Below are 24163 nucleotides of genomic sequence, written 5' to 3'. Positions count from 1 at the left end.
TCTCGCCGAAAGCTTAGTTGACCGACTTGTCGACCAGCTTGTTCTTGCCGATCCACGGCATCATGCCGCGCAGCTTGGCGCCGACTTCTTCGATCTGATGGCTGTCGTTGTTGCGGCGGATGCCCTTGAAGCGGGCTGCGCCCGAACGGTATTCCTGCATCCACTCGGAGGTGAACTTGCCGGTCTGGATGTCCTTGAGGACACGCTTCATCTCAGCCTTGGTTTCTTCGGTGATGATGCGCGGACCGGTGACGTATTCGCCCCACTCGGCCGTGTTCGAGATCGAGTAATTCATGTTGGCGATGCCGCCTTCATAGATCAGGTCGACGATCAGCTTCACTTCGTGCAGGCACTCGAAGTATGCCATTTCCGGAGCGTAGCCAGCCTCGACCAACGTTTCGAAGCCGGCGCGGATGAGCTCGACGAGACCGCCGCAGAGAACGACCTGTTCGCCGAAGAGGTCGGTTTCGCACTCTTCGCGGAAGTTGGTTTCGATGATGCCCGAACGGCCGCCGCCGACGCCGCAAGCGTAGGAGAGCGCGAGTTCAAGCGCGTTGCCGGAAGCGTTCTGATGAACGGCAACGAGGCAGGGAACGCCGCCGCCCTTCTGGTATTCGCCACGAACCGTGTGGCCCGGACCCTTCGGAGCGATCATGACGACATCGACCGAAGCCTTCGGCTCGATGAGGCCGAAGTGAACGTTGAGGCCGTGGGCGAAAGCAATCGCTGCGCCGTCACGGATGTTCGGAGCGATTTCGGACTTGTAGATGTCGGCCTGCAGCTCGTCCGGGGTCGCCATCATCATCAGGTCGGCCCAGGCGGCAGCTTCGGCAACGGTCATGACCTTGAAGCCGTCGGCTTCGGCCTTCTTGACAGTCGGAGAACCGGCCTTGAGCGCGATCACAACGTTCTGTGCGCCGCTGTCCTTCAGGTTCAGCGCGTGCGCGCGGCCCTGGGAACCGTAGCCGATGACGGCGACCTTCTTCGACTTGATGAGGTTGAGATCGGCATCACGATCGTAATAGACGCGCATTGTTTGTCCTTCCCTTTGCTTGTCTGGGTGCAGATTTTAAATTGTCAGACGGCCGCTGCTGCTTCCGCCAATACTTTTTCCGTGCCGTAAAGCCGGAGGAAAGCGGTGACCGCTTTCTCAGCCTGACGGCTCGTATCCTTCAAACCGGGCTCACCGAGCAGCATGCGCACATGCAGATCGGAGACGATGAGCCCATAAAGCGTGTGATATGCCTCGTCCGCATCGGCAAAGCGCAGCAACCCCGCGCGCTTGCCGGCATCGATGAGACCGATGGCACGGCGGTCGATCTGCCGGCGCCCGCGCTCCAGAAGTAGCTTGCCAAGCTTCGAGCCGTCGCGGTTCGACTGACCGATCGCCAGGCGGTTCAAGGCGAGAGAAACGTCGCCAGCCAGAACCTCGAGCAGATCACGCGCGAATATGACGAGATGATCATGCAGGCTCGCCGGATTCAGCCGTTCGCCATTGCGTTCGAACGTACGCACCTTGCTGGCCTGATAGGTGATCATCGCAGACAGCAGGCCGTCGCGGTCACCGAACCACTTGTAAAGACTTTCCTTGGAGCAATTGGCGGCGCGCGCGACGCCAGAGGTCGTCAGCGCCTTCTCGCCGCCGTCGACGAGCAGACGCAGCGCCTGTTCCAGAACCGCGTTCTGGCGCGGCGAAAACTCGCTCGACTGTCCTACTTCGCTCAGCACGATGGCCACTCCCAAATGCGTACCGTACGGTACGGTTCGTGGCGCTTTATGCAGGACACCAATGCAGTCGTCAAGCGGAATTCGTTGCTGCACTGCGTTAAAAAGAGAGTGCGTGTCAGGCTGCTAAACGGTGGCAGCTGCCACGAGCCGGTCAGCCGATCAAGAGAGCTTGACGCAAATGATTGGTCGGAAACATCACCTACTCGGCCGCGACCACGCTATTGCGCATCGCCTCGACATCCTTCAGCGGCGGCAAGCCGTAAAGGCGGCTATATTCCCGGCTGAACTGCGACGGACTTTGATAGCCGACACGATGACCTGCCGATCCCACGTCGAGCCGCTCGACGATCATCAGCCGCCGCGCCTCATGGAGCCGAAGCTGCTTTTGATACTGCATCGGCGACAGGGCCGTAACAGTCTTGAAATGGTGATGCAGCGAGGAAACGCTCATGCCGACACGCTCGGCGAGTTCTTCGATGCGCAACGGCTGCGTATAGTTGTTGCGGAGCCACGCGACGGCACGCGCCACTCGGTTGGTCTGGCTCTCTGCCATGGCTATCTGCAGCAAACGAGGTCCGTTCGGGCCGGTCAGCAGGCGATAGAGGATTTCCTGCTCGATCAAAGGTGCCATGGCCGGAATATCTTCGGGCCGATCAAGCAATCGAAGCAGGCGCAGCGAGGCATCGAGCAGTTCCGGCGAGGCGGCATTGACCGCAATTCCGCGCACAGGCTCGGCAGTCAGTGCCTGACGCGGAATGCTGACGCGCGACAGCAGCTCCTTCAAGCGTTCGCTGTCGAGCGCCATGCCGAAGCAAAGATAAGGCGTATCGCTGCCGACATTGGTAACCTGCGTCGACACCGGCAGGTCGAGGGCAGTCAAAATATACTCGCCGACCCCGTAATTGTAGGTCTCGGCGCCGATTGTCAGGTTCTTGCGTCCCTGGACCACGATTGCAAAACAGGGCCGGTAGGCCCCATGCTGCCACACGGTCGCGGCCGACTGCCGATAGAGATTAAGATTGTCTATCGGCGTGCGGTGTTCGCCGTCGCTCGGAGCGAAACGTGCAACGATCGATGCGAGTTCCTGATTGGGATTGAAAGGCAGTGTCATGCGCAACCAACTGTTTTCGACCAGATATCGATGTCTATCTAGGTAACACCGTTCGATCGCGAAAGACCTGCCGAACATTTAGATTCGCAGGATCGTACATAAAGCTTGCAGGATCGCTCTAACGCTCCGGCCCGGTCCTGATGCATGGTGGGCCACTCCAAATTCCACTCCCAACCCATCCGAAAAGATAAGGAAATCTCCCATGCCTATCGCAAAGGGTTATGCCGCTACCGACGCGTCCAAGCCGCTCACGCCTTTCACTTTCGAGCGGCGCGACCCGAACGCGGACGATGTTGTCATCTCCGTCAAATATTGCGGCGTCTGCCATTCCGACATTCACCAGGCCCGCAACGAATGGGGCGGCTCGAAATATCCGATGGTGCCCGGCCACGAAGTTGCAGGCATCGTGACCGCCGTCGGTTCCGAGGTTACGAAGTTCAAGGTCGGCGACCGCGTTGGCGTCGGCTGCTTCGTCAATTCCTGCACGACCTGCGCCACGCGCGACCTGGATTACGAGCACTACATGCCGGGCTTGGTCCAGACCTACAACGACGTGGAAGCCGATGGCGAGACGCCAACCTATGGCGGCTACTCCGACTCGATCGTCGTCAAGGAAGGCTATGTCCTCTCCTTCCCCGAAAACATCCCGCTCGATTCGGGCGCACCGCTGCTGTGCGCCGGCATTACGCTCTTTTCGCCGCTGCGCCACTGGAAAGCTGGACCGAGCAAGAAGGTCGCGATTGTCGGCATGGGCGGCCTCGGCCACATGGGCGTGAAGCTGGCCCACGCCATGGGCGCCGACGTGACAGTTCTCAGCCAAACGCTGTCGAAGAAGGAAGACGGCTTCAAGCTCGGCGCAAAGGACTACTATGCCACCAGCGACGCCGAGACCTTCACGAAGCTCGCCGGCACCTTCGACCTGATCATCAATACGGTTGGTACAGCGATCGATTGGAACGCCTATCTGAATCTTCTGAAATATGATGGCAGCATGGTGCTGGTCGGCGTTCCCGAGCACGCGGTTCCGGTCCATGCCTTCTCGCTGATCCCCGGCCGCCGCAGCCTTTCCGGCTCCATGATCGGCTCGATCAAGGAAACCCAGGAAATGCTCGACTTCTGCGGCGAGCACAACATCGTCGCCGAGATCGAGAAGATCAACATCCAGGACATCAACGAAGCCTATGAGCGCGTGCTGAAGAGCGACGTCCGCTACCGCTTCGTGATCGACATCGCCTCGCTGGCATAAGCCGAAAAGGGCGGCGTCCGATCCGGACGCCGCCCTTTCTTATTCTTGGCGCATGCTTTCCCGCTGCGTGATCAGCCGGGCACTGTGCTGCCGGCTGACATAGATCCACAGCCAACTCCAGGCGACCGCGATGCGCCAGCGAACGCCGATCAGGAAATAGATATGGGCAAGGCCCCATACCCACCAGGCGATCCACCCCTTGAGTTTCAGCCAGCCGAAATCGATGATAGCGGCACTCTTGCCGATGGTCGCCAGGCTGCCCTGATGCCTGTAGCGGAACGGCCCCGGCATCGGCTTACCCGCCAGTTTCGCCCTGATCACCTTGGCAACATAGTCTCCCTGCTGCTTGGCTGCCGGAGCGATGCCCGGCACCGGACTGCCATCTTCGCGCAAGACCAGCGCCGTATCGCCGATGATGAAGATATCGTCTTTGCCCGGCGCCCTCAGCTCCTTGTCGACTATGGCGCGGCCGGCGCGGTCGGCGGGAATGCCGAGCCATTTCGCCGCCGGCGACGCCTCGACGCCGGCCGCCCAGACGATGGTGCGGCACGGCACGAAGCTGTCGCCGATCGTCACCCCCTCAGCGCTGCAGGAAGTGACCGGCTTGCCGAAGCGGAGTTCGACGCCCAGCGTCTCCAGCTCCCTGCGAGCATAGTCGGAAAGGTCTTCGGCAAAGGCTGCCAATACCCGCGGCCCGGCCTCGACAAGGATGATCCTTGCCTTGCGGGTATCGATATTGCGGAATTCCTTTGGCAGCGTCGTCCTTGCCAGCTCGGAGATGATACCGGCGAGCTCGACGCCTGTAGGACCCGCGCCGACGATCACGAAGGTCAGCAACGCTTCGCGGGCAGCTGGATCGGTTTCAAGCTCCGCCTGCTCGAAGGCCAGCAGCACGCGGCGACGGATGGTCGTCGCATCCTCCAGTGTCTTCAGACCGGGCGCCACGGGCTCCCATTCATCATGACCGAAGTAAGCATGGGTCGCACCCGTCGCCAGCACCAGCGTATCGTAACCGATTTTCTGCCCGTCCTTCAAAAGGACCTCACACGCATCACTATCGACGCCGACGACTTCCGCCAGCAAGGTTGTCACTTCTGGCCGATCCCGGAAGAAGCTGCGGATCGGCCAGGCAATCTCGGAGGTTGCAAGCAGAGTGGTCGCGACCTGATAGAGAAGCGGCTGGAACAGATGGTGATTGCGCCGATCGATCAGCGTGATGCGGACGGGAGCACCTTTCAGATCGTTGACGAGCTGCAATCCGCCAAAGCCGCCTCCGACGACGACAATGTGATGATCCTTCATGGCAACACCTCATGGCTACGTTCGCGAAAAACGTAGGGTTGAGAAGGATAAGCAGCAACTATCTTTTCTGCATGGCACCCCTGCGACTGTCACGCGCCATTGTGCCTACCTTGCGTATCCCACTGGAACGGACGAGCCGCTTTTCAGTTCCTCCATCGAGATCGATGCGGAAACGTCAAACAGTTCGACCTTGCGCACGAGCATTTTATAGATGACGTCATAGTGCTCGACACGCGGCAGCACGATCTTGAGTATATAGTCGTAATTCCCGGTAAGCCGATGCGCTTCTACGATCTCGGGGATGTCGCCGATAACCTTGCGGAAGGATTCGATCCACTCGTCGGCATGATGCGCCGTTTTGATGAGGGCATAGACGGTGGTCGGCACTCCCATCTTCTCGCGGTCGAGTACAACGATGCGCCGGGCAATGTGCCCGCTTTCCTCAAGCCGCTGGATGCGGCGCGAACAGGCCGAAACCGACAAGGCGACACGATCGGCGAGCTCGGTCACGGATATGCCTGCATCCGCCTGCAAAAATTCGAGAATCTTTCGATCACGTTCATCCAGCATATGCAGCAATCCATCTTCACGCGCCTTTATTTTGCACATAAATCTAAAAATACACAAACTATTGCATCAAAACTCTGATAGGCTTCAAAAAATGCAAACACGCGGCGGCTGAATCACCGCACTATTCCTCCATTCAAAATCCACGAGCGGAGAACAGCACTATGCGCACCATTGGCCTGATCGGCGGTATGAGTTTCGAGAGTTCGGCAGTCTATTACCGCCTGATCAACGAAATGGTCCGCGAGCGCCTCGGCGGCCTCTCCTCCGCCGAACTGGTGATGTACTCCGTCAATTTCGAAGAAATCGTCGCGCTGCAGAAGGCCGGCCGCTGGAACGATGCCGCCGACCGTCTCGGCGATGCCGCGCAGCGCCTGCAGTCGGCCGGCGCCGAATGCGTGCTCATCTGCACCAACACCATGCACCTGATCGCGCCTCAGGTTGCCGAGCGCATTTCCGCGCCTCTCATCCACATCATCGACGAAACCGCCGCTGCACTGAAGGCTGCGGGCCGCGTCAAGCCGCTGCTGCTCGCCACGCGCTACACGATGGAACACGGCTTCTATGCCGAGCGCATGGCAGAAAACGGCGTCTCCATCATGGTCCCGGGTTCCGAGGATCGTACCGTCACGCACGATATCATCTTCAACGAACTCTGCGCCGGCGTCATCAAGGACGAGTCGCGCCGGAAGCTGAACGCGATCATTGAGCGCGCCAAGGCGGAAGGCGCCGACAGCGTCATTCTTGGCTGCACCGAGATCTGCCTCATCCTCGATCCGAAGGCGCTGATCCTGCCGGGTTTCGATACCACGACGATCCACGCCGAAGCGGCTGTGGACTTCGCGCTTGTGAATGAAAAGGTCGGCAAAAGCTGCGCTGCCTGATCGCAATCAATTTACTTGACTGAGTCCAATAAACAATGGACATCGTCTTCTATAATGAGGAGACGATGCCATGCCCCCCGCTGCCGAGTTCACCACCATCGATGCCGTCCGCGACTTCAATCGCTTCTACACGAATTTTCTTGGCGTTCTGAATAAGGCCTATCTCGACAGCCCCTACACGCTGACGGATGTGCGCGTGCTGTTCGAAGTCGGCTTCCGCGGTGGTGTTGCCGCCTCGGCGCTGACGCGTGACCTCCATCTCGACCCCGCCTATCTCAGCCGTATCGTCAAGCGCTTCCGCGAGGATGGGCTGGTCGAAACGACACCGGACGCGAATGATGCGCGCAGCCAGGTCATAAAAGTCACCGAGAAGGGACAGGCGCAGTTCGAGGAATTCGTCCGCCGCTCACGCGCGCAGATCGCCGGCTATTTCGAAAAGCTCGCGATCGGCGAACCGGAACGCGTCGTCGCGGCGATGCAGGCGATACAGGAAACACTTGGCCCTGATCGAACCGTAGCGCCCGCCGTCATTCGCAATCATCAGCCCGGCGATATCGGTTGGATCGTACAAAGCCAGGCACGTTTTTACACCGAAGAATTCGGCTGGGACGACCGCTTCGAGGGATTGGTGGCCGAAGTCGCCGGTAAATTCCTGTCGAATTTCAATCCGCAGAAGGACCGATGCTGGATTGCCGAGCGAAGCGGCCTAAACGTGGGCTCCGTCATGATTACCGACGGCGGTGATGACATCGCGAAGCTGAGACTGCTCTATGTCGACAAGACCGCACGCGGTCTCGGCCTCGGCAAGCTGCTGGTCGATGAATGCATCCGTTTCTCGCGCGACGCCGGCTACAGAACGCTCTCGCTCTGGACCAATGACATTCTTGATACGGCCCGGGCGATCTATGTCAAGGCAGGCTTCAGGCTTGCGGCGGAGGAAAGACATCGCATGTTCGGCCCGGAATTGAACGGTCAGACCTGGGAACTCGATCTTTATCCCGAGCCTGCTTCCTAGAGCCCGAGATTCCCAGCTGCCACTCTCAGCCTTCATCCACCTCTGCGATCTAATGCTGTGATGATTGGCGGCTCTGCCCATCCAACGCCGCAAGGACGACGTTGCGCGCGTGGATCAAGACGGATTTGAACTCGTCTGAGGAAACCTCCACAAATCCGAGTCCCCGGAGCAGAAAGATACCTTCAACGGCCAACAATGCCTGACGGACTTCGGCAAACTCCCTCGATTTCGATCGCAGCGGATCGAGCAGTGTGCGGTAAAGGCGCCGCACAGGCTCGAGCATGCCCGGAGCATGAACTAGCGCAGTTACAAGGAAGGCCGCCATTCGGGTCGAGGCATCATCCTCGTTAAAGGCCTCCTCAATATGCGCGAGGACCAATTCGATAGGACCAGTGGACCCGTCGCCCACGCGCTGACGCACCGCCTTCTGGAAGCGAGTGACTTCCCGTTCTAGCGCCGCGTATATCAATTCATCCTTCGTAGCAAAGCTGTAGACGAGCCCGCCTTTGCTGATGCCAGCCCGCTCTGCGACCGCATCAAGCGTTAGATTTCGGCCGTTGGAATCGAGAATGACAGCTTCGGCCGCGTCCAAAATCCTGTCTCTTTCGATTTCTTTTTTCCGGGCCATAACAACCTCTTGATTTTCCGACTGATCAGTCGCATATTATTTCCGACTGGCCAGTCTTAATTAATTTCCGACTATTTGGTCGGATTAGCACGACAGTACCCGTGCTGCAAGATTCCTTCCCAGCTAACCTTTAGGACTCGATGAAAGGACCTAAAATGGAAAATCATTTACCCGCCGCAGCGCTCGGTCACTTTGTTATGAAAGTGGAGAATACCGAGGCAAGCTATCAATTTTATATTGGGCTAGGCCTACGCCCGTTCGGCACATTTCCCGGATTGGCGGTCGTTGAAATGCGCGGTGGTACGCATTTGCTACTGTTTCAAAAGGACGATGATCAGGTCGCGACTTTGCAAAACAGCCACAATGGCCAGAGGCCAGATTTTAGCGGCGAAAAATTAGATCTGATGATCGCAGGCCACGCCAAAGCGGATCTGGAACGCTATAGGGTAAGCCTGATCGATAAGGGATATTCACCATCAGCCATCGCGGACGGAGAGCTATACGGCCATCATTATTTCTCGCTACAGGATCCTGATGGCAATGGGATCAGTTTCTACACCAGCCACAACGGCGATGAACCCGTTTAACATTTCGATCGGTTCGTTTGCCGACAGGAAACTTCTCACGGCGAACCAGGTCAGTGTCATGAACTGAGGCCGTACGCGCCAAAAATGCGCGTGTGGACCAACATTGGCAAACCTGCCGAGCCGTGCTTCGCGCGGCCGGCTTTTCTTACCGTCTGGGCCAAGCCTTGGAGCTGGTTTTCGAACAGCTGACTGCCCGCGCATGAGGGGTTGCCCAAAGCCAACCCGGTCGAGGATACAGGCTATTGGGGAGATAGGCGGATAGACAGGCGATTAGTTGAACCATATCCTCGATGCACTCTCAATTTGCATCGAGCTGCTTTCCATGACCACCGAAATCCGGATAGAACCCATATCAGCCGAGCATATCGAAGGTTTTCACAAGGCGCTCGATGCGGTCGCGCGTGAGCGGGAATATCTGTCGCTGCTCGAAGCCTTTCCGTTGGAAGAAACACGCATTTTCGTGCTTGGCATGATCAAAAAAGGCAATCCGCAATTCGTCGCCTTAGACGATAAGAAAGTTGTCGGCTGGTGCGACATCAGCCGTCATGACTTTCCCTCCCACGCCCACGCCGGCAAGCTCGGTATGGGCATCATCCCCACCTATCGCGGCCGGGGGTTGGGACGTCGCTTGATCGAAGCTACGCTGCGAGCCGCGCGTGATGCAGGAATAGAACGCGTCGAACTCAGCGTGCATGCCGACAACAACAAGGCCATAGCGCTCTACGAAAAAGTCGGCTTCGTCCGCGAGGGCCTCGCTCGCAATTCAGTCCGCATAGACGGCCGCTATAAAGACGCGATCCACATGGCGTTTTTCCACGAGTAGCGAGACCGGTCGCAGTCACTATTCTTCCGATTCTTGCTGCGTCGCAAAAATTCGCTTGATTTGGAAACGATCATTTCCTAAAAGAATGACATGACGACAGACACTCTCGACATCGCACCGAAGTTTCGTGGACGCCCGCGTGAATTCGACATGGATTCCGCGCTCGATGAAGCACTCCGCGTTTTTTCGGAGCGCGGCTATTATGCCGCCTCGATCAGCGAATTGACTGAGGCCATGGGCCTGACAGCCGGTAGCGTCTACAAGGCTTTCGGCGACAAGCGCGGCGTCTTCCTCGCCGCGTTCAGCCGGTATCGCCAAGTCCGTCAGCAGCTCATCGACGAGACGCTTGCGGAAGCTCCGAATGCTCGTGAAAAACTTCGTGCCTTGGTGACGTTCTTCGCGGAGGCCTCGTGCGGGGAGATCGGCCGCCGCGGCTGCCTTGTCGTCGGAAGCGCGACGGAGCTTGCACTTTTCGACGAAGAGGTCGCAGGTCGCGTCGGCGTCGCCTTCGATTTCGACGAAAGACGCATCCTCAATCTGATCCGTCTCGGGCAAGAGGATGGCTCCGTGCCGAAGCATGTCGATCCGGAAAGTACCGCCTGCGCCCTGCTGGCCCTGACGAAGGGCATGCGCGTGATCGGCAAGACCGGCCGCAAGAGCGAACAGATGCTCGCCGTCGCCGAGACGGCCATGAAACTGCTGAACTGATTTTCACTGAGATTTCGGGGAACATAACCCCGCCCCTATTGAGGACGAGACATGCCTGCAACTGCCGCTGCCAGACGGGAGAGCACGCCGCTCCCCGAAAAGACCATTTCGCCGCTTCTCACATTCATGTTTGCCGCCGCCTGCGGACTGGTGGCTGCCAATCTCTATTATGGCCAGCCGCTCGCCGGACCGATCAGCCAGTCGCTCGGCTTCACCCCCGCCGCAACGGGCCTCATCGTCACGCTGACACAGATCGGCTACGGCCTCGGCCTCCTGCTGATCGTGCCGCTCGGCGACCTTCTTGAGAACCGCAAGCTGGTGCTGACGCTGGTAGCGCTATCCGCTATCGCGCTCATAGGCGCCGCTTTTGCCTCCTCGCCGTCGCTGTTCCTGCTCGCCTCGCTCTGCATCGGCCTTGCGTCTGTCGCAGTGCAGGTTCTTGTCCCCTTCGCCGCCCATATGGCGCCGGACGCCAGCCGCGGCGCTGTCGTCGGCAATGTCATGAGCGGTCTGCTCGTCGGCATCATGCTGGCCCGCCCGGCTGCGAGCTTCCTGTCCGAGCTTCTGTCCTGGCACGCGGTCTATATTATCTCAGCCGGCGTCATGATCGGGCTGATCGTCATCCTGCGCCTCGTTCTGCCGACCCGCGTGCCCCATACGAAACTGCATTATGGGCAGCTGCTGTCCTCCATGGGCCACCTCGCGCTTCGCACACCGGTCCTGCAGCGGCGGGCACTGTATCAGGCCTGCATGTTCGGCGCCTTCAGTCTCTTCTGGACGACGACGCCGCTGCTGCTGGCAAGCCCGGCCTTCGGCCTGACGCAAAACGGCATCGCCCTTTTTGCGCTTGCCGGCGCCGCTGGTGCCGTCGCCTCGCCGATTGCCGGACGCGTCGCCGATCGCGGCTGGACGAAGCTTGCGACCGCCTTCGCCCTGGTGCTCGCCATCATCGCCTTCCTTATCGGCCATTTTTCCGGCAGCGGCTCGTTGCTGGCGCTGATCACGCTGACGCTGTCAGGCATCATGCTCGACTTCGGCGTCCAGACGAATCTCGTGCTTGGTCAACGCGCCATCTTCGCGCTCAGCGCCGAACATCGCAGCCGCCTCAACGGCCTCTATATGGCGACCTTCTTCGCCGGCGGTGCCCTCGGCTCGGCGCTTGGCGGCTGGGCCTATGCCACCGGCGGCTGGAACATGGCCTCCTGGATCGGCGTCGCCTTCCCGATCATTGCGCTGCTTGCCTTCCTGACCGAGAGCAATTCCAGGAAAAGTGCGTAGCGGTTTTCCGTCCGGAATTGCTTGGAAATAAAGGGATAGAGCATTTCGCTATTCGAAGAAATGCGGAAAGGCTCGAGCGCAAGAACTGATTACGATAGCTGCGGTAGAGCCAGCCGCAGCCAGTCACATTCCCGCAAGCCTGCGCCGTGGAACGGATCGACCAGCGTGCCGGAAACAATGCCCGCCAGGATCTGAGGCGCGGGAGGCACCTTGGCGATGGTGGCAACCAGCCGGTCCCGGATCCAGGCCAATCCTGCAGAGTCCGATTGATAGAAAGGCGTAAAGGCCGCAGACAGCAGCTGGAACAGCCGCACATGCCTCCGCCGCGCCTTGGCATAGGCTGAAAGAGCGGCTTCGATGGTTTCATGCCCTGCAAGCGCATGCGCCAGAGCCGCGACATCGAGCAACGCCATGTTGGCACCCTGCCCGAGCTGCGGGCTGGTGGAATGGGCCGCATCGCCGACGAAGACAGTCCGCCCGCTATAGGGCGTCATCACAGTACGATGGGCATAACGCGCCAGCGTCAACTGATCCCAGTCAGATATCTGCTCCAGTAAGGGCTCGCATTCAGGCCAATAGCCGCGGATCGTCTGCTTCCAGCGCTCGAGTCCACGCCTGCGCACCTCATCGGCGTCCGCGACTTTCAGGCTCCAGAACAGAGCCGCCTGCTTCGGCAAATCCGGCCTTCTGCTGCCGATCGGCAAGACGCCGATCATCACGCTGGCCTTGTCATAGCGCTGTGTCAGCGCCGCCTGATCCACCAATCCGTCCGGGCAGTCGAGCGTCGCCCAGAAGGCGCCGTAGACGAGGTTGCGGGCATGCGGCGCGACGGGCGAGGCTGCGACCAGTTCCGAACGCGCACCACTGGCGTCGATGACAAGATCGTAAGGCCCAAGGCGCTCGCCACCTTCGACAGAGAGATAGCTTTCACTGCCCTCCTCCATCACACCGATAACACACTGACCGGTATGGATCGGATGTCGCCGTGCAGAGACTTCATCGTAAAGCGTATCAAACAGCGCCGCACGATGAACGCCAAGTCCATAGCGCCCGCCCGGCAATGCATTGTAGCGCACATCGAGGACGATGCGGCCGCGAGTGGTCTCCGTGCCGAACAGGCGATCGATGCGATTGCCAGCGGCATGGATTGCGGGACCGAGCCCGAGCGACTCCAGCACGGTCAGTCCGGTCGGCTGCAGCATCAGCGCCGAGCCGACGGGAGCCGGGCTGTCGAACCGCTCGATGATATCGGTCGTGTGGCCAGCGCGAGTGAGAAAGAGAGAGGCGGTAAGACCGGCAGGTCCGGCGCCGACGATGGCGATCTTCAAGGGCTTCACGATAGGGCTCAGTCCGGCGATTGATCGAAACGGGCTCTCGCAGCCTTGACGGCCCCATGATTGGCCTCGGCCCAGTTCAGAAGCAGCGCCAGCGGCTCGTAAAGCGAGTAGCCGAGATGGGTCATGCGGTATTCGACGCTCGGCGGCTTGGTGGGAAAGACCTCACGATCGACATAGCCGTCGCGCTGGAGGTCGCGCAGCGTTTGTGTCAGCATGCGTTGGGAGATATCGGGCACTAAGCGGCGCAACTCACCGAAACGATACGGCCGTTTAGCCAATGTTTCCAGCAGCAGCACCGACCATTTTCCGCCGATCTGCGATATCAGGTCCCGCACCGGACAATTGCTGAAATCGAGTTTGCTGAGATCGAAGTCGCGCAACGGCGGATCCTCGCTGCGCAGATTGACGACGGCGCTGGCTGCCATGCCGGTTCCCTTTTGGTAACTTGGAGCCCAAAAACTGCCTCCTTTACACCGCGAAGTCAATTCCTATTCTAGTGCTAGTCTCTTTTTGAGAGCGACAAACCGCCGCGAATTTGCGGCGGTCCAACAAGGGAAAAAACATGAGCAGCACTCTTCTCGTCACCGGTGCCGCCGGTCAGCTTGGCCAGCGCGTCATTCATCACCTATTGGAGACACACAAGATCGCTCCCGGCCGCATCATCGCCGCCACGCGCAGTCCAGAAAAGCTTGCCGACCTCGCCGCCAAGGGCGTCGTCACCCGAAAGGCCGATTTCGATGATGCCGCCGGCCTGCCCGCCGCCTTCGCGGGTGTCGATCGCCTGCTGATCATCAGCACCGATGCGCTCGCCGTACCCGGCCTGCGCCTGAAACAGCACACGGCTGCTGTCGAAGCTGCCAAGAAGGCCGGTGTGAAGCACATTCTCTACACCTCCATGCCGGCGCCGGAAGGCTCGCTCGTCAGCTTCGCGCCCGATCACCTCGGCACGGAAAACGCCATCAAGGCAAGCGGCATCGGCTATACGATCCTGCGCGACGCCTGGTATTTCGACAACTACCTGATGGGCCTGCCGCACAACCTCGAAACCGGTAAATGGTACACGGCAACCGGCGGCGGCCGGGTCAGCAACATCAGTCGCGAAGATTGCGCGCTCGCCATCGCCGCAGCACTGGCATCCGACACAACGGACAGCGCCACCTACACGCTGACGGGCTCGACTGCGGTCACCATTGAAGATGTCGCAAGCGTCGTCAGCAGGATCACCGGCCGTCCGCTCGAAGTCGTGCAGGTCAATGACGAACAGCTTGCCGCCGGCCTTACTGGCGCCGGGCTACCGAAGTTCGTGGTGGACATGCTCGTCTCCTCCGAAGCCAATACCCGCGCCGGCAAATTCGATATCCTGACCAACGACTTCAACAAGCTGACCGGCAAGGAGCCGCAAACGCTCCGCAGCTTCTTCGAGGAACACAAGGCTGCGTTGGCCGGCTGAGCTTCGGAAGAGGTCAGGTGAGGCTTCGTTTACCGCACCCTTGTGCCTGGCCTCTCACCCCAGCCCTCTCCCCGCAAGCGGGGAGAGGGAGTTTCATGCGTAGCTCACCAACTTCGACTGAGTGACACAGTCGCCGTTTTGCTCTGTCGTCCCTTCTCTCCGCTTGCGGGGAGAAAGTTAGGATGAGGGGCTAGGCCAGAAGGCACGGCAAGAACAAGCATGCCTGACTAGCCCTGGAACCGTTTCCCTCAAACCACCTGCCCACACGCCCGGCGGAATCGGCGCACCGTTTCAGCCATTCCATATTCCAGCGCATCCGCCGTCAGCCCATGGCCGATCGAGGTCTCCGCGAGCTTCGGAATGCGCTTGAGCAGCGCCGGCAGGTTGGCGACCGTCAGGTCGTGACCGGCATTGACGTCGAGGCCGTTGGCAAAGGCTGCATCGGCGGTCTTGCCGAGCGCTTCGAGGATGATGGCAGCCTTCTGCGGATCAGCATAGCAGCCGCCATAGGGGCCGGTGTAAAGTTCGATGCGGTCGGCGCCCACTTCCCTGGCGATCTTCACCGCCTCCGCATCGCCGTCGCCATCGGCAAACAGCGACACGCGGCAGCCGAGCGTCTTGTACTTGGCGACGACATTGGCCAGCAGATCTCGGTTCTTACGAAAATCCCAGCCATGGTCCGATGTCGCCTGAGTGGGATCATCGGGCACGAGCGTCACCTGCTCAGGCTCGGCAGAAGCACAGAGATCGAAGAACTCATCGCTCGGATAGCCCTCGATATTGAACTCCGCCTTCGGAAACTCGTCATCGATCAGCGCACGGATATCGGGCAGGTCGGAAAAGCGGACATGCCGCTGATCGGGACGCGGATGAACGGTCAGACCGCTTGCACCGGCCGCCAGCGCGACACGGCCCAAACCCGTGACGCTCGGCCAGGGAAGATCACGCCGGTTGCGCAGCATCGCGATGGCGTTGAGGTTCACGGAAAGCTTGGCGGGCATGATCGAAATCCCTGATTTTCAAAGCGGATGATAGCGCCGTTCTATGCCATTATGGCCAGCAAAACCAACGAGATTCCGACATCGACCCATGCAAAACTTTGATGGGCACGGCAAAGCGGCATCATCATGCGGTGAGGCATCGGCAGCAACGTCCTTTTGCAGATATTTGTTACCGCAAGCGGCGCCCTATCGGACGATCGTCAACGTCTCGGCGGCGCGGGTGATCGCCGTATAGAGCCAACGCTCCCGCGTATCGCGAAACGCCCAGCTCTCATCGAATAGCACCACATTGTTCCACTGCGAGCCCTGGGCCTTATGCACCGTCAGAGCATAGCCGTAATCGAATTCGTCATAGCGCTTGCGGGTCGACCACGGAATCTCGCCCTCGACATCCTCGAAGGCTTGCTTCAGCAGCTTGATCTTCGCCGCCCCACGATCCATGTCGTCATCTTCCGGCCGCACCAGAAGATTGATGCCCGGCTTCGTCGTTTCCCGGGAAGAGGTCATCACCTGCCAGAGCGAGCCGTTGAGCAACCCTTTGGCGGGATCATTGCGCAGACAGACGAGCTTGTCGCCGGATTGCGGATAATCGGCCGTAAAACCCTTGAGCTCACGCAGACGCTGATTGTAGCGGCGCCGCGTCCTGTTGGTACCGACGAGCACCTGATCGGCCTCCAGCACCAACGGCTGCGTAACCTCGTTCTTCGAGATCACCTGCGCGGTGCCATAGTCGCCATGCATGATTTCCTTGCCCTCGCGCACCTGCATGGCGAGCTGGATGATCGGATTGTCGCGCGCCTGACGATGAATATCCGTCAGCAGATAATCCGGCTCCTCGTTCGTGAAAAAACCGCCGCCCGAAACCGGCGGGAGCTGGCCGGGATCGCCGAGCACCAGAATAGGCGTGCCAAAACTCATCAGATCCTTGCCGAGCGCCTCGTCCACCATCGAGCATTCGTCGACGATGATCAGCGCGGCCTTTGCGACCGGGCTCTGACGGTTAATAGTGAACATTGGCGCGATCGACGTCTTGCCCGTCTCTTCGTCCTCAACAGCCTCTTCGCCGCGCGGCCGGTAGATCAGCGAATGAATGGTCTTGGCGTTCGAGGCGCCGCGCGAGCGCAACACCTGCGCCGCCTTGCCGGTAAAGGCCGCAAACAGCACTTCGCCATCCACATGCTCGGCGAAATGCCGCGCAAGCGTCGTCTTGCCCGTGCCGGCATAGCCGAACAGACGGAACAATGGCGAGCGCCCCTCTTTCAGCCAGTTTGCAACGGCCTTGAGCGCTTCATCTTGTTGCGGCGCGAATTGCATGGTTCGACTTGGCAGGATTCGGTTGATGGAAGCAAGCGGTAAAAAGCCGTCGCCACCGCCACGCGCTTATGTCGTGTATTGAGGATCGTTTTCAAGCGCGATCGGCTTTCCGTGCGGCGTGGCCTCCGCCGCACGCTGCCAGCTTTGCTGCAGGGCCAGGATCGCATCGGCATCGGCAATGCCCTTCGCGACCAGCAGCCCTGACAAAGCAGCCACCCAGCAGTCGAAATAATCGCTGCCGTCAGGCGCGCGGGCCGGCTTGTGCAGCTCGCCGGACAGGCGCTCCGCCCATTCGCTCCAGGCAAACAGGCCCTTCTCATACAGGTGAATGGTCATCGCAAAAGCCTCTGCCGCCCAGGGTTCTGGAAAGACTGGCTCACCATCGGCTGACTTCGGCAATCCGGGCGATTGCGCCAGAGGCGATGGGACCTCACACACGCTCAAGATAGCTCTCCCAAGCGTCGATGGAGACAGCCAACGAGGGATCGGCTCCCTCGCCCCAGATCTCTGCACCGTCGAAAACCACCGTATAGACCCATTGCGGATTTTCGCCGCGGCCGTGGGCATTGTCGTCGGGGAAGACGAAAGAGCCCTGCACCGCTTCGATGACACCCGTCTTTGCGCGGGCATAGCGTGGCAATCTGGTATGACCGGTCGGATTGAAGTTCCTAGTCCGCACATGATCGCCGACGGCAAAGAGCGGCGCAGTATCGAGCGGCCGATCGCAGGGGCCGCCCTTGGCCAAGACGCCATCGACCATGTCAGCCTTCAAAATCCGCTTCGGCACCTTGCCCTGTTCGATCGAGTGGCCGCTTCGCAGTTCCTCGGCGGTGGCAAAGCCGTGTCGCTCCAGCAGCACGTCGACGGCGCGGGTCCAAACCTCATAATAACTGGCAGCGAGATAATCGGCCGGCGGAATGTTTTCGCGCGCATGCCGGCTTTCATCAATGCTCCAGGCGCCAAAGGCACCGCAGGAGAGCGTGATGCCGAGCGCGCGCTTTTCCCATTCGGCATGGAAAATGGGCTCGTTCTGTTCCGGCGCTACGGGGCCGAAGCCCATCTGGCCGCCGAGATCATGGGGGCCGTTCATAGCGCAGCCTCAGGTGTCTTGGCGACCGCCGTGCCGATCATCGCGTCACGGCTGACGAGATCCGCCAGCGCCGCCTCGTCCATGCCTTCGGAACCAGCCGGCCGCTCGGGGATCACCAGATAGCGAAGTTCCGCCGTCGAATCCCATACGCGGATCTTCGTCTCCTGTGGCAGTGTCAGACCGAATTCGGCGAGCACGCCGCGTGGGTCGATCACCGCACGCGAGCGGTAGGCGGGCGCCTTATACCAGACCGGCGGCAGCCCGAGCACGGCCCAAGGATAGCAGGAGCAGAGCGTGCAGACGATCAGATTATGCGTTTCCGGCGTATTGAACACCGCGCGCATGTGCTCGCCCTGTCTGCCGGTAAAGCCGAGGCTTGCGATCGCCGCTGTAGCATCGCGCCGTAGCCAGTCGGCGAAATCTGGATCGCTCCAGGCTTTCGCCACCACCTGCGCCCCGTTACGCGGCCCGACTTTCGTCTCATATGTCTCGACGATGCGGTCGATCGCCGCCGGATCGATCAACCCCTTTTCCGTCAGCAGCGTTTCGAGTGCCTTCACCCGCGCCTGCATGTCCGAATAGTGGTTGTCGTGGTGATGGTGATCGTGATGATCGTCGTCATCATGCGAGTGGTCGTGGGACATGGCCGTCTCCTGTCTCTTTGCGCCTACTTTAACATCGGCCAGAGACTGAGCACCAGCAGAACGGCCATGGTTATGTTGAACCATTTCAGCCGGACAGGATCGGAGAGCCAATCGCGCAGGACGGAGCCGAAGCCGGCCCACGTCGATACGCTCGGCACATTCACAGCGGCAAACGCGAACCCAACAAGGAGGACCGTGAAGAGATAGAGCTCCTCGTTGGTATAAGTGGCCATGGCGGTGACAGCCATCACCCACGCCTTGGGATTGACCCATTGGAATGCAGCAGCGCTGATGAAACTCATCGGCTTTGCATCGTTTTCCGCCTCGCTCAGGCGGCGCGAGGTACCGATCTTCCAGGCAATCCAGACGAGATAGGCCCCGCCGGCGAATTTAAGCGCGGTATAAAGCAGGGGCACCGTGTGCAGAAGCGCCCCCAATCCCAATCCCACTGCAATCAGCAGCACAAAAAAGCCGACACCGATGCCGAGCATGTGTGGAATAGTGCGCCGGAAACCGAAGTTCACACCGGAGGTAAACAACATCATGTTGTTCGGTCCGGGCGTGATCGAGGTCGTGAATGCAAAAAGTAGAAGAGCCAGAAATGTATCCAGCGCCATGATGCCTCCCAGGACACCGTATCGTGACAAGACGGCATCCGAAATCCTTCGTCATGCGCGCAAAAATGCGACCCTGCATGGTCGTGCGACATTAGTTCGGCGGCCATACGAAAGCCATAGGGTGATTGTCACGGTGACATGACGGATGTCGATTGAAATCCGGTTGAATGCTCCTATCCTTCGGTTTTCTGCAATGAGGAATGACCATGCGCGAGCCCATCCCAACCGTCACCCTTCCCTCGGGCATCCAGGTTCCGGCGCTTGGCCAGGGAACGTGGAATATGGGCGAGAGCGCCGCGACTGCCAGGGACGAAATCGCGAGCCTGAAAACCGGCCTTGATCTCGGCATGACACTGATCGACACGGCGGAAATGTATGCCGATGGCGGTTCCGAAGAAGTGGTCGGCAAGGCGATCGAAGGGCGGCGCGATGAGGTCTTCCTGGTCAGCAAGGTCTATCCCGCCAATGCCAGCCGCAAAGGCGCAGTCGAAGCCTGTGAACGCAGCCTGAAGCGCCTGAATACCGATCGCCTTGATCTCTATCTACTGCACTGGCGGGGAAGCTACCCGCTTGAGGAGACGGTGGAAGCTTTCGAAGGCCTGAAGGCTGCGGGCAAGATCGAAGCCTGGGGTGTGTCGAATTTCGATGTCGCGGATATGAACGACCTGCTTTCCGTGCCGAACGGCGGCAATGTCGCGGCCAATCAGGTGCTCTACAATCTCTCCCGGCGCGGCATCGAATACGATCTGCTGCCCTGGTGCCAGGAGTGCAGCATTCCGATCATGGCCTATTCCCCGATCGAGCAAGGCCGCCTGCTCCACCATCCCGAGCTGATCCGCGTCGCCAAGACCTATCAGGCGACCCCGGCCCAGATTGCCCTCGCCTTTCTGCTGGAGCGCGATGGCGTTATATCCATCCCGAAATCCTCGAACGCGCAGCGCATCGAGGAAAACCGTGACTCTGTCGATATCGATATTACCGATGAGGATTGGGCCGTGCTCGATGCCGCCTTCCCGCCGCCGTCGCGAAAGAAGTCGCTAGACATGCTGTAGGTTCACTCGGCCGCCTTCTGCTGCGCGACGATCAGCTCGATAGCCCTGAAGACGTCGATCTCGCGCCAGTCGGCCGGATCGCGATAAGTCGGATAGAGCGAAAAGACGGTGGCGGCGATCTGATCGACTGTCCTTCGCTTCGTTCGGCGCCCGGCAAGCGCTGCCTTGGTGTAAACGCCGAAATGATCCTCGGTCACGCCCCAGCCGGCATAGAAGGGCGCGGCATAGCAGCGAACCGGGATGCCGCGCAGCAGCGCATCAAAGCCAAACTGACTGGAAACCGTCCAGACCTCATCCACGACGTCAAGGATCGACGCCACCGACACCTCGTCACCGACTAAGATTGCATCGCCTTTCGACGTGCCGTTCGTAAGATATCCCTTACGAAGACCGGCCATGACATCTGGATGGGTACGGATGAGGCATTGGGCATCACTTGCCAGCGCATCGGCAAGCATCTTTTCGAAGGAGGTTTTTGAGCCGAGCGCCCTGCCGACGGAAACGTCGCCAACGACCTGATCGACAAGCAGAATGCGACGCTTTACCGACCGCTCGATGCGAGGCGACCGATGAGGGAGATGATTATACTTCGAGAGCTTGTTGAGAACGATCTGCTCGCGAATGGCGCGGCCGAGCTCCCCCGCCTCTCCCGCGCCCTCTATCAGCCGCTCGAGCCGCGACGGGCTGTTTGCATCGACGGGCAGACCAAGATCGTCGATAACGATGGACAGCGGAATAGCGCCGGACTTGCCGAGCCCCATCGATCGCAGAAAACCGTCCTCCAGGTGCCACTGACGCAATCCGCGAAACCGCGCAATCCTGGCCGCCATCTTCGCCGGCGCACGGCCACCCCAGGACACCACACCGCCTATTCCAGGAGAAAGGATCGAAGCAAGCTTCTGCGAGCCGAAATAATGTCCGAGCCAGGGAAAATCACTTCGTACGAAAGGCGCCGCACCAAGCCGCGTGCCAGCTGGCGGATGCCACGGCTTTTCGCCGATATCAGCCATTTTTGCCGCGTTTCCCCTTCTCCCCACGGGGAGAAGGTGCCGTCAGGCGGATGAGGGGGTGTCTGCCAGGAGCACGAAAATTCGCAAATTCAAATCGGAAAGCCCCCCTCATCCGACCCTTCGGGCCACTTTCTCCCCAAGGGGAGAAGGAATTTGCAGCTCCGATTTGCCTCATATGCGATGCCCCCTTAAATCCGCAGGCCCCTACATCCCCTGTGAGCCACGGTTCATCGCAGCAATGCCGGTGCGGCAGACTTCGATGAGGCCGAGCGGCTTGATGATAGCGATGAACTGATCGATTTTCGAGGACTTGCCGGTGATCTCGAGAATGAAGTGCTCGACGGTCGCATCCACGACCTTGGCATGGAAGGCGTCGGCGAGCCGCAGCGTCTCGGCGCGGGTTTCGCCGCTTCCGGTCACCTTCAGCAGCGCCACTTCGCGCTCGATCGGCCGCTCCTGGCCGAGTTCGCGGGCGCGCACCGTCAGATCGACGACGCGGTGAACGGGGACGATGCGCTCGAGCTGCGCCTTGATCTGCTCCAGCACCTGCGGCGTGCCGCGGGTCACGATGGTAATGCGCGAGAGATGCGCCTGATGCTCCGTCTCCGAAACCGTCAGGCTTTCGATGTTGTAGCCACGGCCGGAGAAGAGGCCGATGACGCGGGCGAGAACGCCGGGCTCGTTGTCGACGAGCACCGAAAGCGTGTGGCTCTCGACCGCCGCGGTTTCCGGCGAAATGAAATAGGCGGAGCCCGTGGGTTGAAGGTGTGCGTTCATTATCCTTGTTCCGTTTCCTCGGTTCTTGTTCGGCATGGCAGCGAGATCGTTCGGGGCGCAGCTCTTGCCGCACCCCATCTGTCGATCAGACCAGCTGGCGACCCTTGGCGTCGATGGCGTTGGCAACCGCTTCGTCGGTCGCTTCGTCTGGCAGCAGCATTTCATTATGTGCCTTGCCCGAGGGGATCATCGGGAAGCAGTTGGCAAGATTGGCGACGCGGCAATCGAAAATGACCGGCTTTTTGACGTTGATCATTTCCTGGATGGCGGCATCGAGATCGCCCGGCTTCTCGCAACGCAGCCCGACAGCGCCATAGGCTTCCGCAAGCTTGACGAAATCCGGCATCGCTTCCGTGTAGGAATTGGAGAGACGATTGCCGTGCAGCAGCTGCTGCCACTGGCGAACCATGCCCATATATTGATTGTTCAGGATGAAGATCTTGATCGGTGCATTGTGCTGAATGGCAGCCGACATTTCCTGAATGCACATCTGGATCGAGGCATCGCCGGCAATATCGATGACCAGGCTCTCCGGATGGGCGATCTGAACGCCGAGTGCCGCCGGCAGGCCATAGCCCATGGTTCCGAGACCGCCCGAGGTCATCCAGCGGTTCGGCTGTTCAAAACCGTAGAACTGCGCCGCCCACATCTGATGCTGACCGACTTCGGTGGTGATGTAGGTATCGCAATGCTTGGTCAGCTCATAGAGGCGCTGGATCGCATATTGCGGCATGATGACATCGTCGCTCGGCTTGTAAGCGAACGAGTTGCGCGCGCGCCAGCGGGCAACGTCAGCCCACCAATCGCCCAAACGCTCCGCGGCCGGCTTCTGCGGCAGCGCACGCCACAGGCGAACCATATCTTCCAAAACATTGCCGACATCGCCGAGGATGCCGACATCGACCCGGACGTTCTTGTTGATCGAGGACGGATCGATATCGATGTGGATCTTCTTCGAATTCGGCGAGAAAGCATTCAGGCGGCCGGTAATGCGGTCGTCGAAACGTGCACCGATGCAGACCATGACGTCGCAATCATGCATCGCCATGTTGGCCTCGTAGGAACCATGCATGCCGAGCATACCGAGCCAGTTCTTGCCGGAAGCCGGATAGGCGCCGAGGCCCATCAGCGTCGACGTGATCGGGAAGTCGGTCAGCTCGACCAGCTCGCGCAGCAGCTTGGAGGCTTCCGGACCGGAATTGACGACGCCGCCACCGGAATAGATGACGGGGCGACGGGCATTTTTCATCAGCTCGATCGCCTGCGTGATCTTGTTGAGATCGCCCTGCATCTTCGGCTGATAGCTCTTCTGGACGTGATGCGCTTCCGGCGGCGTGTAGGTGCCGGTCGCAAACTGAATGTCCTTCGGGATATCGACGACGACAGGACCCGGACGGCCCGACTGGGCGATGCGGAAGGCTTCATGAATGACCGCTGCCAGCTCATTGACGTCCTTGACCAGCCAGTTGTGCTTGGTGCAAGGACGCGTGATGCCTACCGTATCGCACTCCTGGAAGGCGTCGGAGCCGATCAGCGTGGTCGGGACCTGACCGCTGAGACAAACGAGCGGTATGGAATCCATCAATGCATCCTGCAGCGGCGTAACCGCATTGGTTGCGCCAGGGCCGGAGGTTACCAGCATGACGCCGACCTTACCGGTGGAGCGGGCATAGCCTTCGGCCGCATGACCAGCGCCCTGCTCGTGGCGGACGAGAATGTGCTTGATGTCGTCCTGCTGGAAGATCTCGTCGTAGATCGGAAGCACAGCGCCGCCCGGATAACCGAAGATGTGCTCGACGCCGTTGTCTCTGAGCGCCTGCAACACGATCTCCGCGCCTGTCATTCGATTGCCGCTCGCCTGATTATCTGTGCCGGTCATACGTTTGTTCCGCTGTCTGCTGGAGGTTTGGAAAGATGAAATCTCGATTTCGGGCATAAAAAAAGGCCCCTTCGGGAGCCTGTCATCTAGCGCATGGGTGGCTGTCGCCGGATGG

26 protein-coding genes are annotated in these 24163 nt (G+C 59.9%); 9 read left to right on the top strand and 17 right to left on the bottom strand.

The window, feature by feature from the left end; all coding sequences use genetic code 11:
* Positions 1-13: 13 nt before the first annotated feature.
* From ilvC to PH558_RS04770, 3 genes are all read right to left on the bottom strand, one after another.
* A complete protein-coding gene (gene ilvC, locus PH558_RS04780) occupies positions 14-1033 on the bottom strand; it encodes a ketol-acid reductoisomerase (RefSeq protein ID WP_069612460.1) in 1020 nt (339 codons plus the stop codon).
* A 44-nt stretch (positions 1034-1077) separates the two neighbouring features.
* Positions 1078-1728, bottom strand: coding sequence for a TetR/AcrR family transcriptional regulator C-terminal domain-containing protein (locus PH558_RS04775; protein WP_095436301.1), 651 nt, complete (start codon positions 1726-1728; stop codon positions 1078-1080).
* Positions 1729-1927: 199 nt separating this feature from the next.
* The gene (locus PH558_RS04770) at positions 1928-2839 is read right to left on the bottom strand and encodes an AraC family transcriptional regulator (protein WP_095435195.1); all 912 of its coding nucleotides are present in this window, start codon (positions 2837-2839) and stop codon (positions 1928-1930) included.
* 202 nt (positions 2840-3041) lie between these two features.
* Here PH558_RS04770 and PH558_RS04765 point away from each other — a divergent pair, with 202 nt between their 5' ends.
* On the top strand, positions 3042-4085 hold the full coding sequence (locus PH558_RS04765) for an NAD(P)-dependent alcohol dehydrogenase (RefSeq protein ID WP_285202472.1): 1044 nt from the start codon (positions 3042-3044) through the stop codon (positions 4083-4085).
* Positions 4086-4124: 39 nt separating this feature from the next.
* On the opposite strand, the gene PH558_RS04760 is transcribed toward PH558_RS04765, so the two are convergent.
* Positions 4125-5387: an NAD(P)/FAD-dependent oxidoreductase gene (locus tag PH558_RS04760; RefSeq protein ID WP_285202471.1), complete on the bottom strand. Its 1263-nt coding sequence runs from the start codon at positions 5385-5387 to the stop codon at positions 4125-4127.
* A gap of 105 nt (positions 5388-5492) precedes the next feature.
* Positions 5493-5957: an Lrp/AsnC family transcriptional regulator gene (locus PH558_RS04755; RefSeq protein WP_095435198.1), complete on the bottom strand. Its 465-nt coding sequence runs from the start codon at positions 5955-5957 to the stop codon at positions 5493-5495.
* Between the two features lie 161 nt (positions 5958-6118).
* Here PH558_RS04755 and PH558_RS04750 point away from each other — a divergent pair, with 161 nt between their 5' ends.
* Positions 6119-6838: an aspartate/glutamate racemase family protein gene (locus tag PH558_RS04750; protein WP_285202470.1), complete on the top strand. Its 720-nt coding sequence runs from the start codon at positions 6119-6121 to the stop codon at positions 6836-6838.
* 70 nt (positions 6839-6908) lie between these two features.
* Positions 6909-7853 (top strand): bifunctional helix-turn-helix transcriptional regulator/GNAT family N-acetyltransferase, encoded by a 945-nt coding sequence (locus PH558_RS04745; protein WP_285202469.1) that lies wholly within the window; start codon positions 6909-6911, stop codon positions 7851-7853.
* 49 nt (positions 7854-7902) lie between these two features.
* Here the strand turns inward: PH558_RS04745 and PH558_RS04740 are convergent, their stop codons facing one another.
* Complete coding sequence (locus tag PH558_RS04740; protein WP_285202468.1) at positions 7903-8481, bottom strand: TetR/AcrR family transcriptional regulator; 579 nt, start codon at positions 8479-8481, stop codon at positions 7903-7905.
* 155 nt (positions 8482-8636) lie between these two features.
* Between PH558_RS04740 and PH558_RS04735 the strand changes: the two genes are divergently transcribed.
* From PH558_RS04735 to PH558_RS04720, 4 genes are all read left to right on the top strand, one after another.
* Complete coding sequence (locus tag PH558_RS04735; protein WP_285202467.1) at positions 8637-9068, top strand: VOC family protein; 432 nt, start codon at positions 8637-8639, stop codon at positions 9066-9068.
* A gap of 322 nt (positions 9069-9390) precedes the next feature.
* Positions 9391-9891: a GNAT family N-acetyltransferase gene (locus tag PH558_RS04730; protein WP_285202466.1), complete on the top strand. Its 501-nt coding sequence runs from the start codon at positions 9391-9393 to the stop codon at positions 9889-9891.
* A gap of 90 nt (positions 9892-9981) precedes the next feature.
* Positions 9982-10599, top strand: coding sequence for a TetR/AcrR family transcriptional regulator (locus PH558_RS04725; protein WP_285202465.1), 618 nt, complete (start codon positions 9982-9984; stop codon positions 10597-10599).
* 51 nt (positions 10600-10650) lie between these two features.
* Positions 10651-11877: an MFS transporter gene (locus PH558_RS04720; RefSeq protein ID WP_285202464.1), complete on the top strand. Its 1227-nt coding sequence runs from the start codon at positions 10651-10653 to the stop codon at positions 11875-11877.
* Positions 11878-11966: 89 nt separating this feature from the next.
* Here the strand turns inward: PH558_RS04720 and PH558_RS04715 are convergent, their stop codons facing one another.
* Together PH558_RS04715 and PH558_RS04710 are read right to left on the bottom strand one after the other, a co-directional pair.
* Positions 11967-13214 (bottom strand): FAD-dependent oxidoreductase, encoded by a 1248-nt coding sequence (locus tag PH558_RS04715; RefSeq protein ID WP_285202463.1) that lies wholly within the window; start codon positions 13212-13214, stop codon positions 11967-11969.
* 8 nt (positions 13215-13222) lie between these two features.
* Positions 13223-13639 (bottom strand): winged helix-turn-helix transcriptional regulator, encoded by a 417-nt coding sequence (locus tag PH558_RS04710; protein ID WP_285202462.1) that lies wholly within the window; start codon positions 13637-13639, stop codon positions 13223-13225.
* A 137-nt stretch (positions 13640-13776) separates the two neighbouring features.
* On the opposite strand from PH558_RS04710, the gene PH558_RS04705 reads away from it, so the two are divergent.
* Positions 13777-14664: an SDR family oxidoreductase gene (locus PH558_RS04705; RefSeq protein ID WP_095435206.1), complete on the top strand. Its 888-nt coding sequence runs from the start codon at positions 13777-13779 to the stop codon at positions 14662-14664.
* A gap of 248 nt (positions 14665-14912) precedes the next feature.
* Here the strand turns inward: PH558_RS04705 and PH558_RS04700 are convergent, their stop codons facing one another.
* The 6 genes from PH558_RS04700 to PH558_RS04675 all read right to left on the bottom strand — a co-directional run bounded on the left by PH558_RS04700 (position 14913) and on the right by PH558_RS04675 (position 19330).
* Positions 14913-15665, bottom strand: coding sequence for a pyridoxine 5'-phosphate synthase (locus PH558_RS04700; RefSeq protein WP_285202461.1), 753 nt, complete (start codon positions 15663-15665; stop codon positions 14913-14915).
* Positions 15666-15851: 186 nt separating this feature from the next.
* Complete coding sequence (locus PH558_RS04695; RefSeq protein ID WP_095435208.1) at positions 15852-16979, bottom strand: ATP-dependent DNA helicase; 1128 nt, start codon at positions 16977-16979, stop codon at positions 15852-15854.
* Between the two features lie 66 nt (positions 16980-17045).
* A complete protein-coding gene (locus PH558_RS04690; RefSeq protein ID WP_285202460.1) occupies positions 17046-17423 on the bottom strand; it encodes a nitrile hydratase accessory protein in 378 nt (125 codons plus the stop codon).
* Complete coding sequence (gene nthB / locus PH558_RS04685; RefSeq protein ID WP_285202459.1) at positions 17410-18069, bottom strand: nitrile hydratase subunit beta; 660 nt, start codon at positions 18067-18069, stop codon at positions 17410-17412. The genes PH558_RS04690 and nthB overlap by 14 nt, the downstream gene beginning before the upstream one ends.
* A complete protein-coding gene (gene nthA / locus PH558_RS04680) occupies positions 18066-18713 on the bottom strand; it encodes a nitrile hydratase subunit alpha (protein ID WP_285202458.1) in 648 nt (215 codons plus the stop codon). The genes nthB and nthA overlap by 4 nt, the downstream gene beginning before the upstream one ends.
* 23 nt (positions 18714-18736) lie before the next feature.
* Complete coding sequence (locus PH558_RS04675) at positions 18737-19330, bottom strand: LysE family translocator (RefSeq protein WP_285202457.1); 594 nt, start codon at positions 19328-19330, stop codon at positions 18737-18739.
* 206 nt (positions 19331-19536) lie between these two features.
* Here PH558_RS04675 and PH558_RS04670 point away from each other — a divergent pair, with 206 nt between their 5' ends.
* Positions 19537-20382, top strand: a complete 846-nt coding sequence (locus PH558_RS04670; protein WP_285202456.1) for an aldo/keto reductase — start codon at positions 19537-19539, stop codon at positions 20380-20382.
* Between the two features lie 2 nt (positions 20383-20384).
* Here the strand turns inward: PH558_RS04670 and PH558_RS04665 are convergent, their stop codons facing one another.
* The 3 genes from PH558_RS04665 to PH558_RS04655 form a co-directional block, all read right to left on the bottom strand.
* Complete coding sequence (locus PH558_RS04665) at positions 20385-21392, bottom strand: capsular polysaccharide export protein, LipB/KpsS family (protein ID WP_285202455.1); 1008 nt, start codon at positions 21390-21392, stop codon at positions 20385-20387.
* Positions 21393-21596: 204 nt separating this feature from the next.
* On the bottom strand, positions 21597-22169 hold the full coding sequence (ilvN, locus tag PH558_RS04660) for an acetolactate synthase small subunit (RefSeq protein WP_285202454.1): 573 nt from the start codon (positions 22167-22169) through the stop codon (positions 21597-21599).
* A gap of 85 nt (positions 22170-22254) precedes the next feature.
* Positions 22255-24048 (bottom strand): acetolactate synthase 3 large subunit, encoded by a 1794-nt coding sequence (locus PH558_RS04655; protein WP_285202453.1) that lies wholly within the window; start codon positions 24046-24048, stop codon positions 22255-22257.
* Positions 24049-24163: the final 115 nt, after the last annotated feature.

Origin of the sequence: Rhizobium pantanalense, from assembly GCF_030182525.1 — a bacterium.
In the GTDB taxonomy this organism is placed as follows: Bacteria; Pseudomonadota; Alphaproteobacteria; order Rhizobiales; family Rhizobiaceae; genus Rhizobium.
This window is presented reverse-complemented; position numbering and strand designations above follow the sequence as displayed.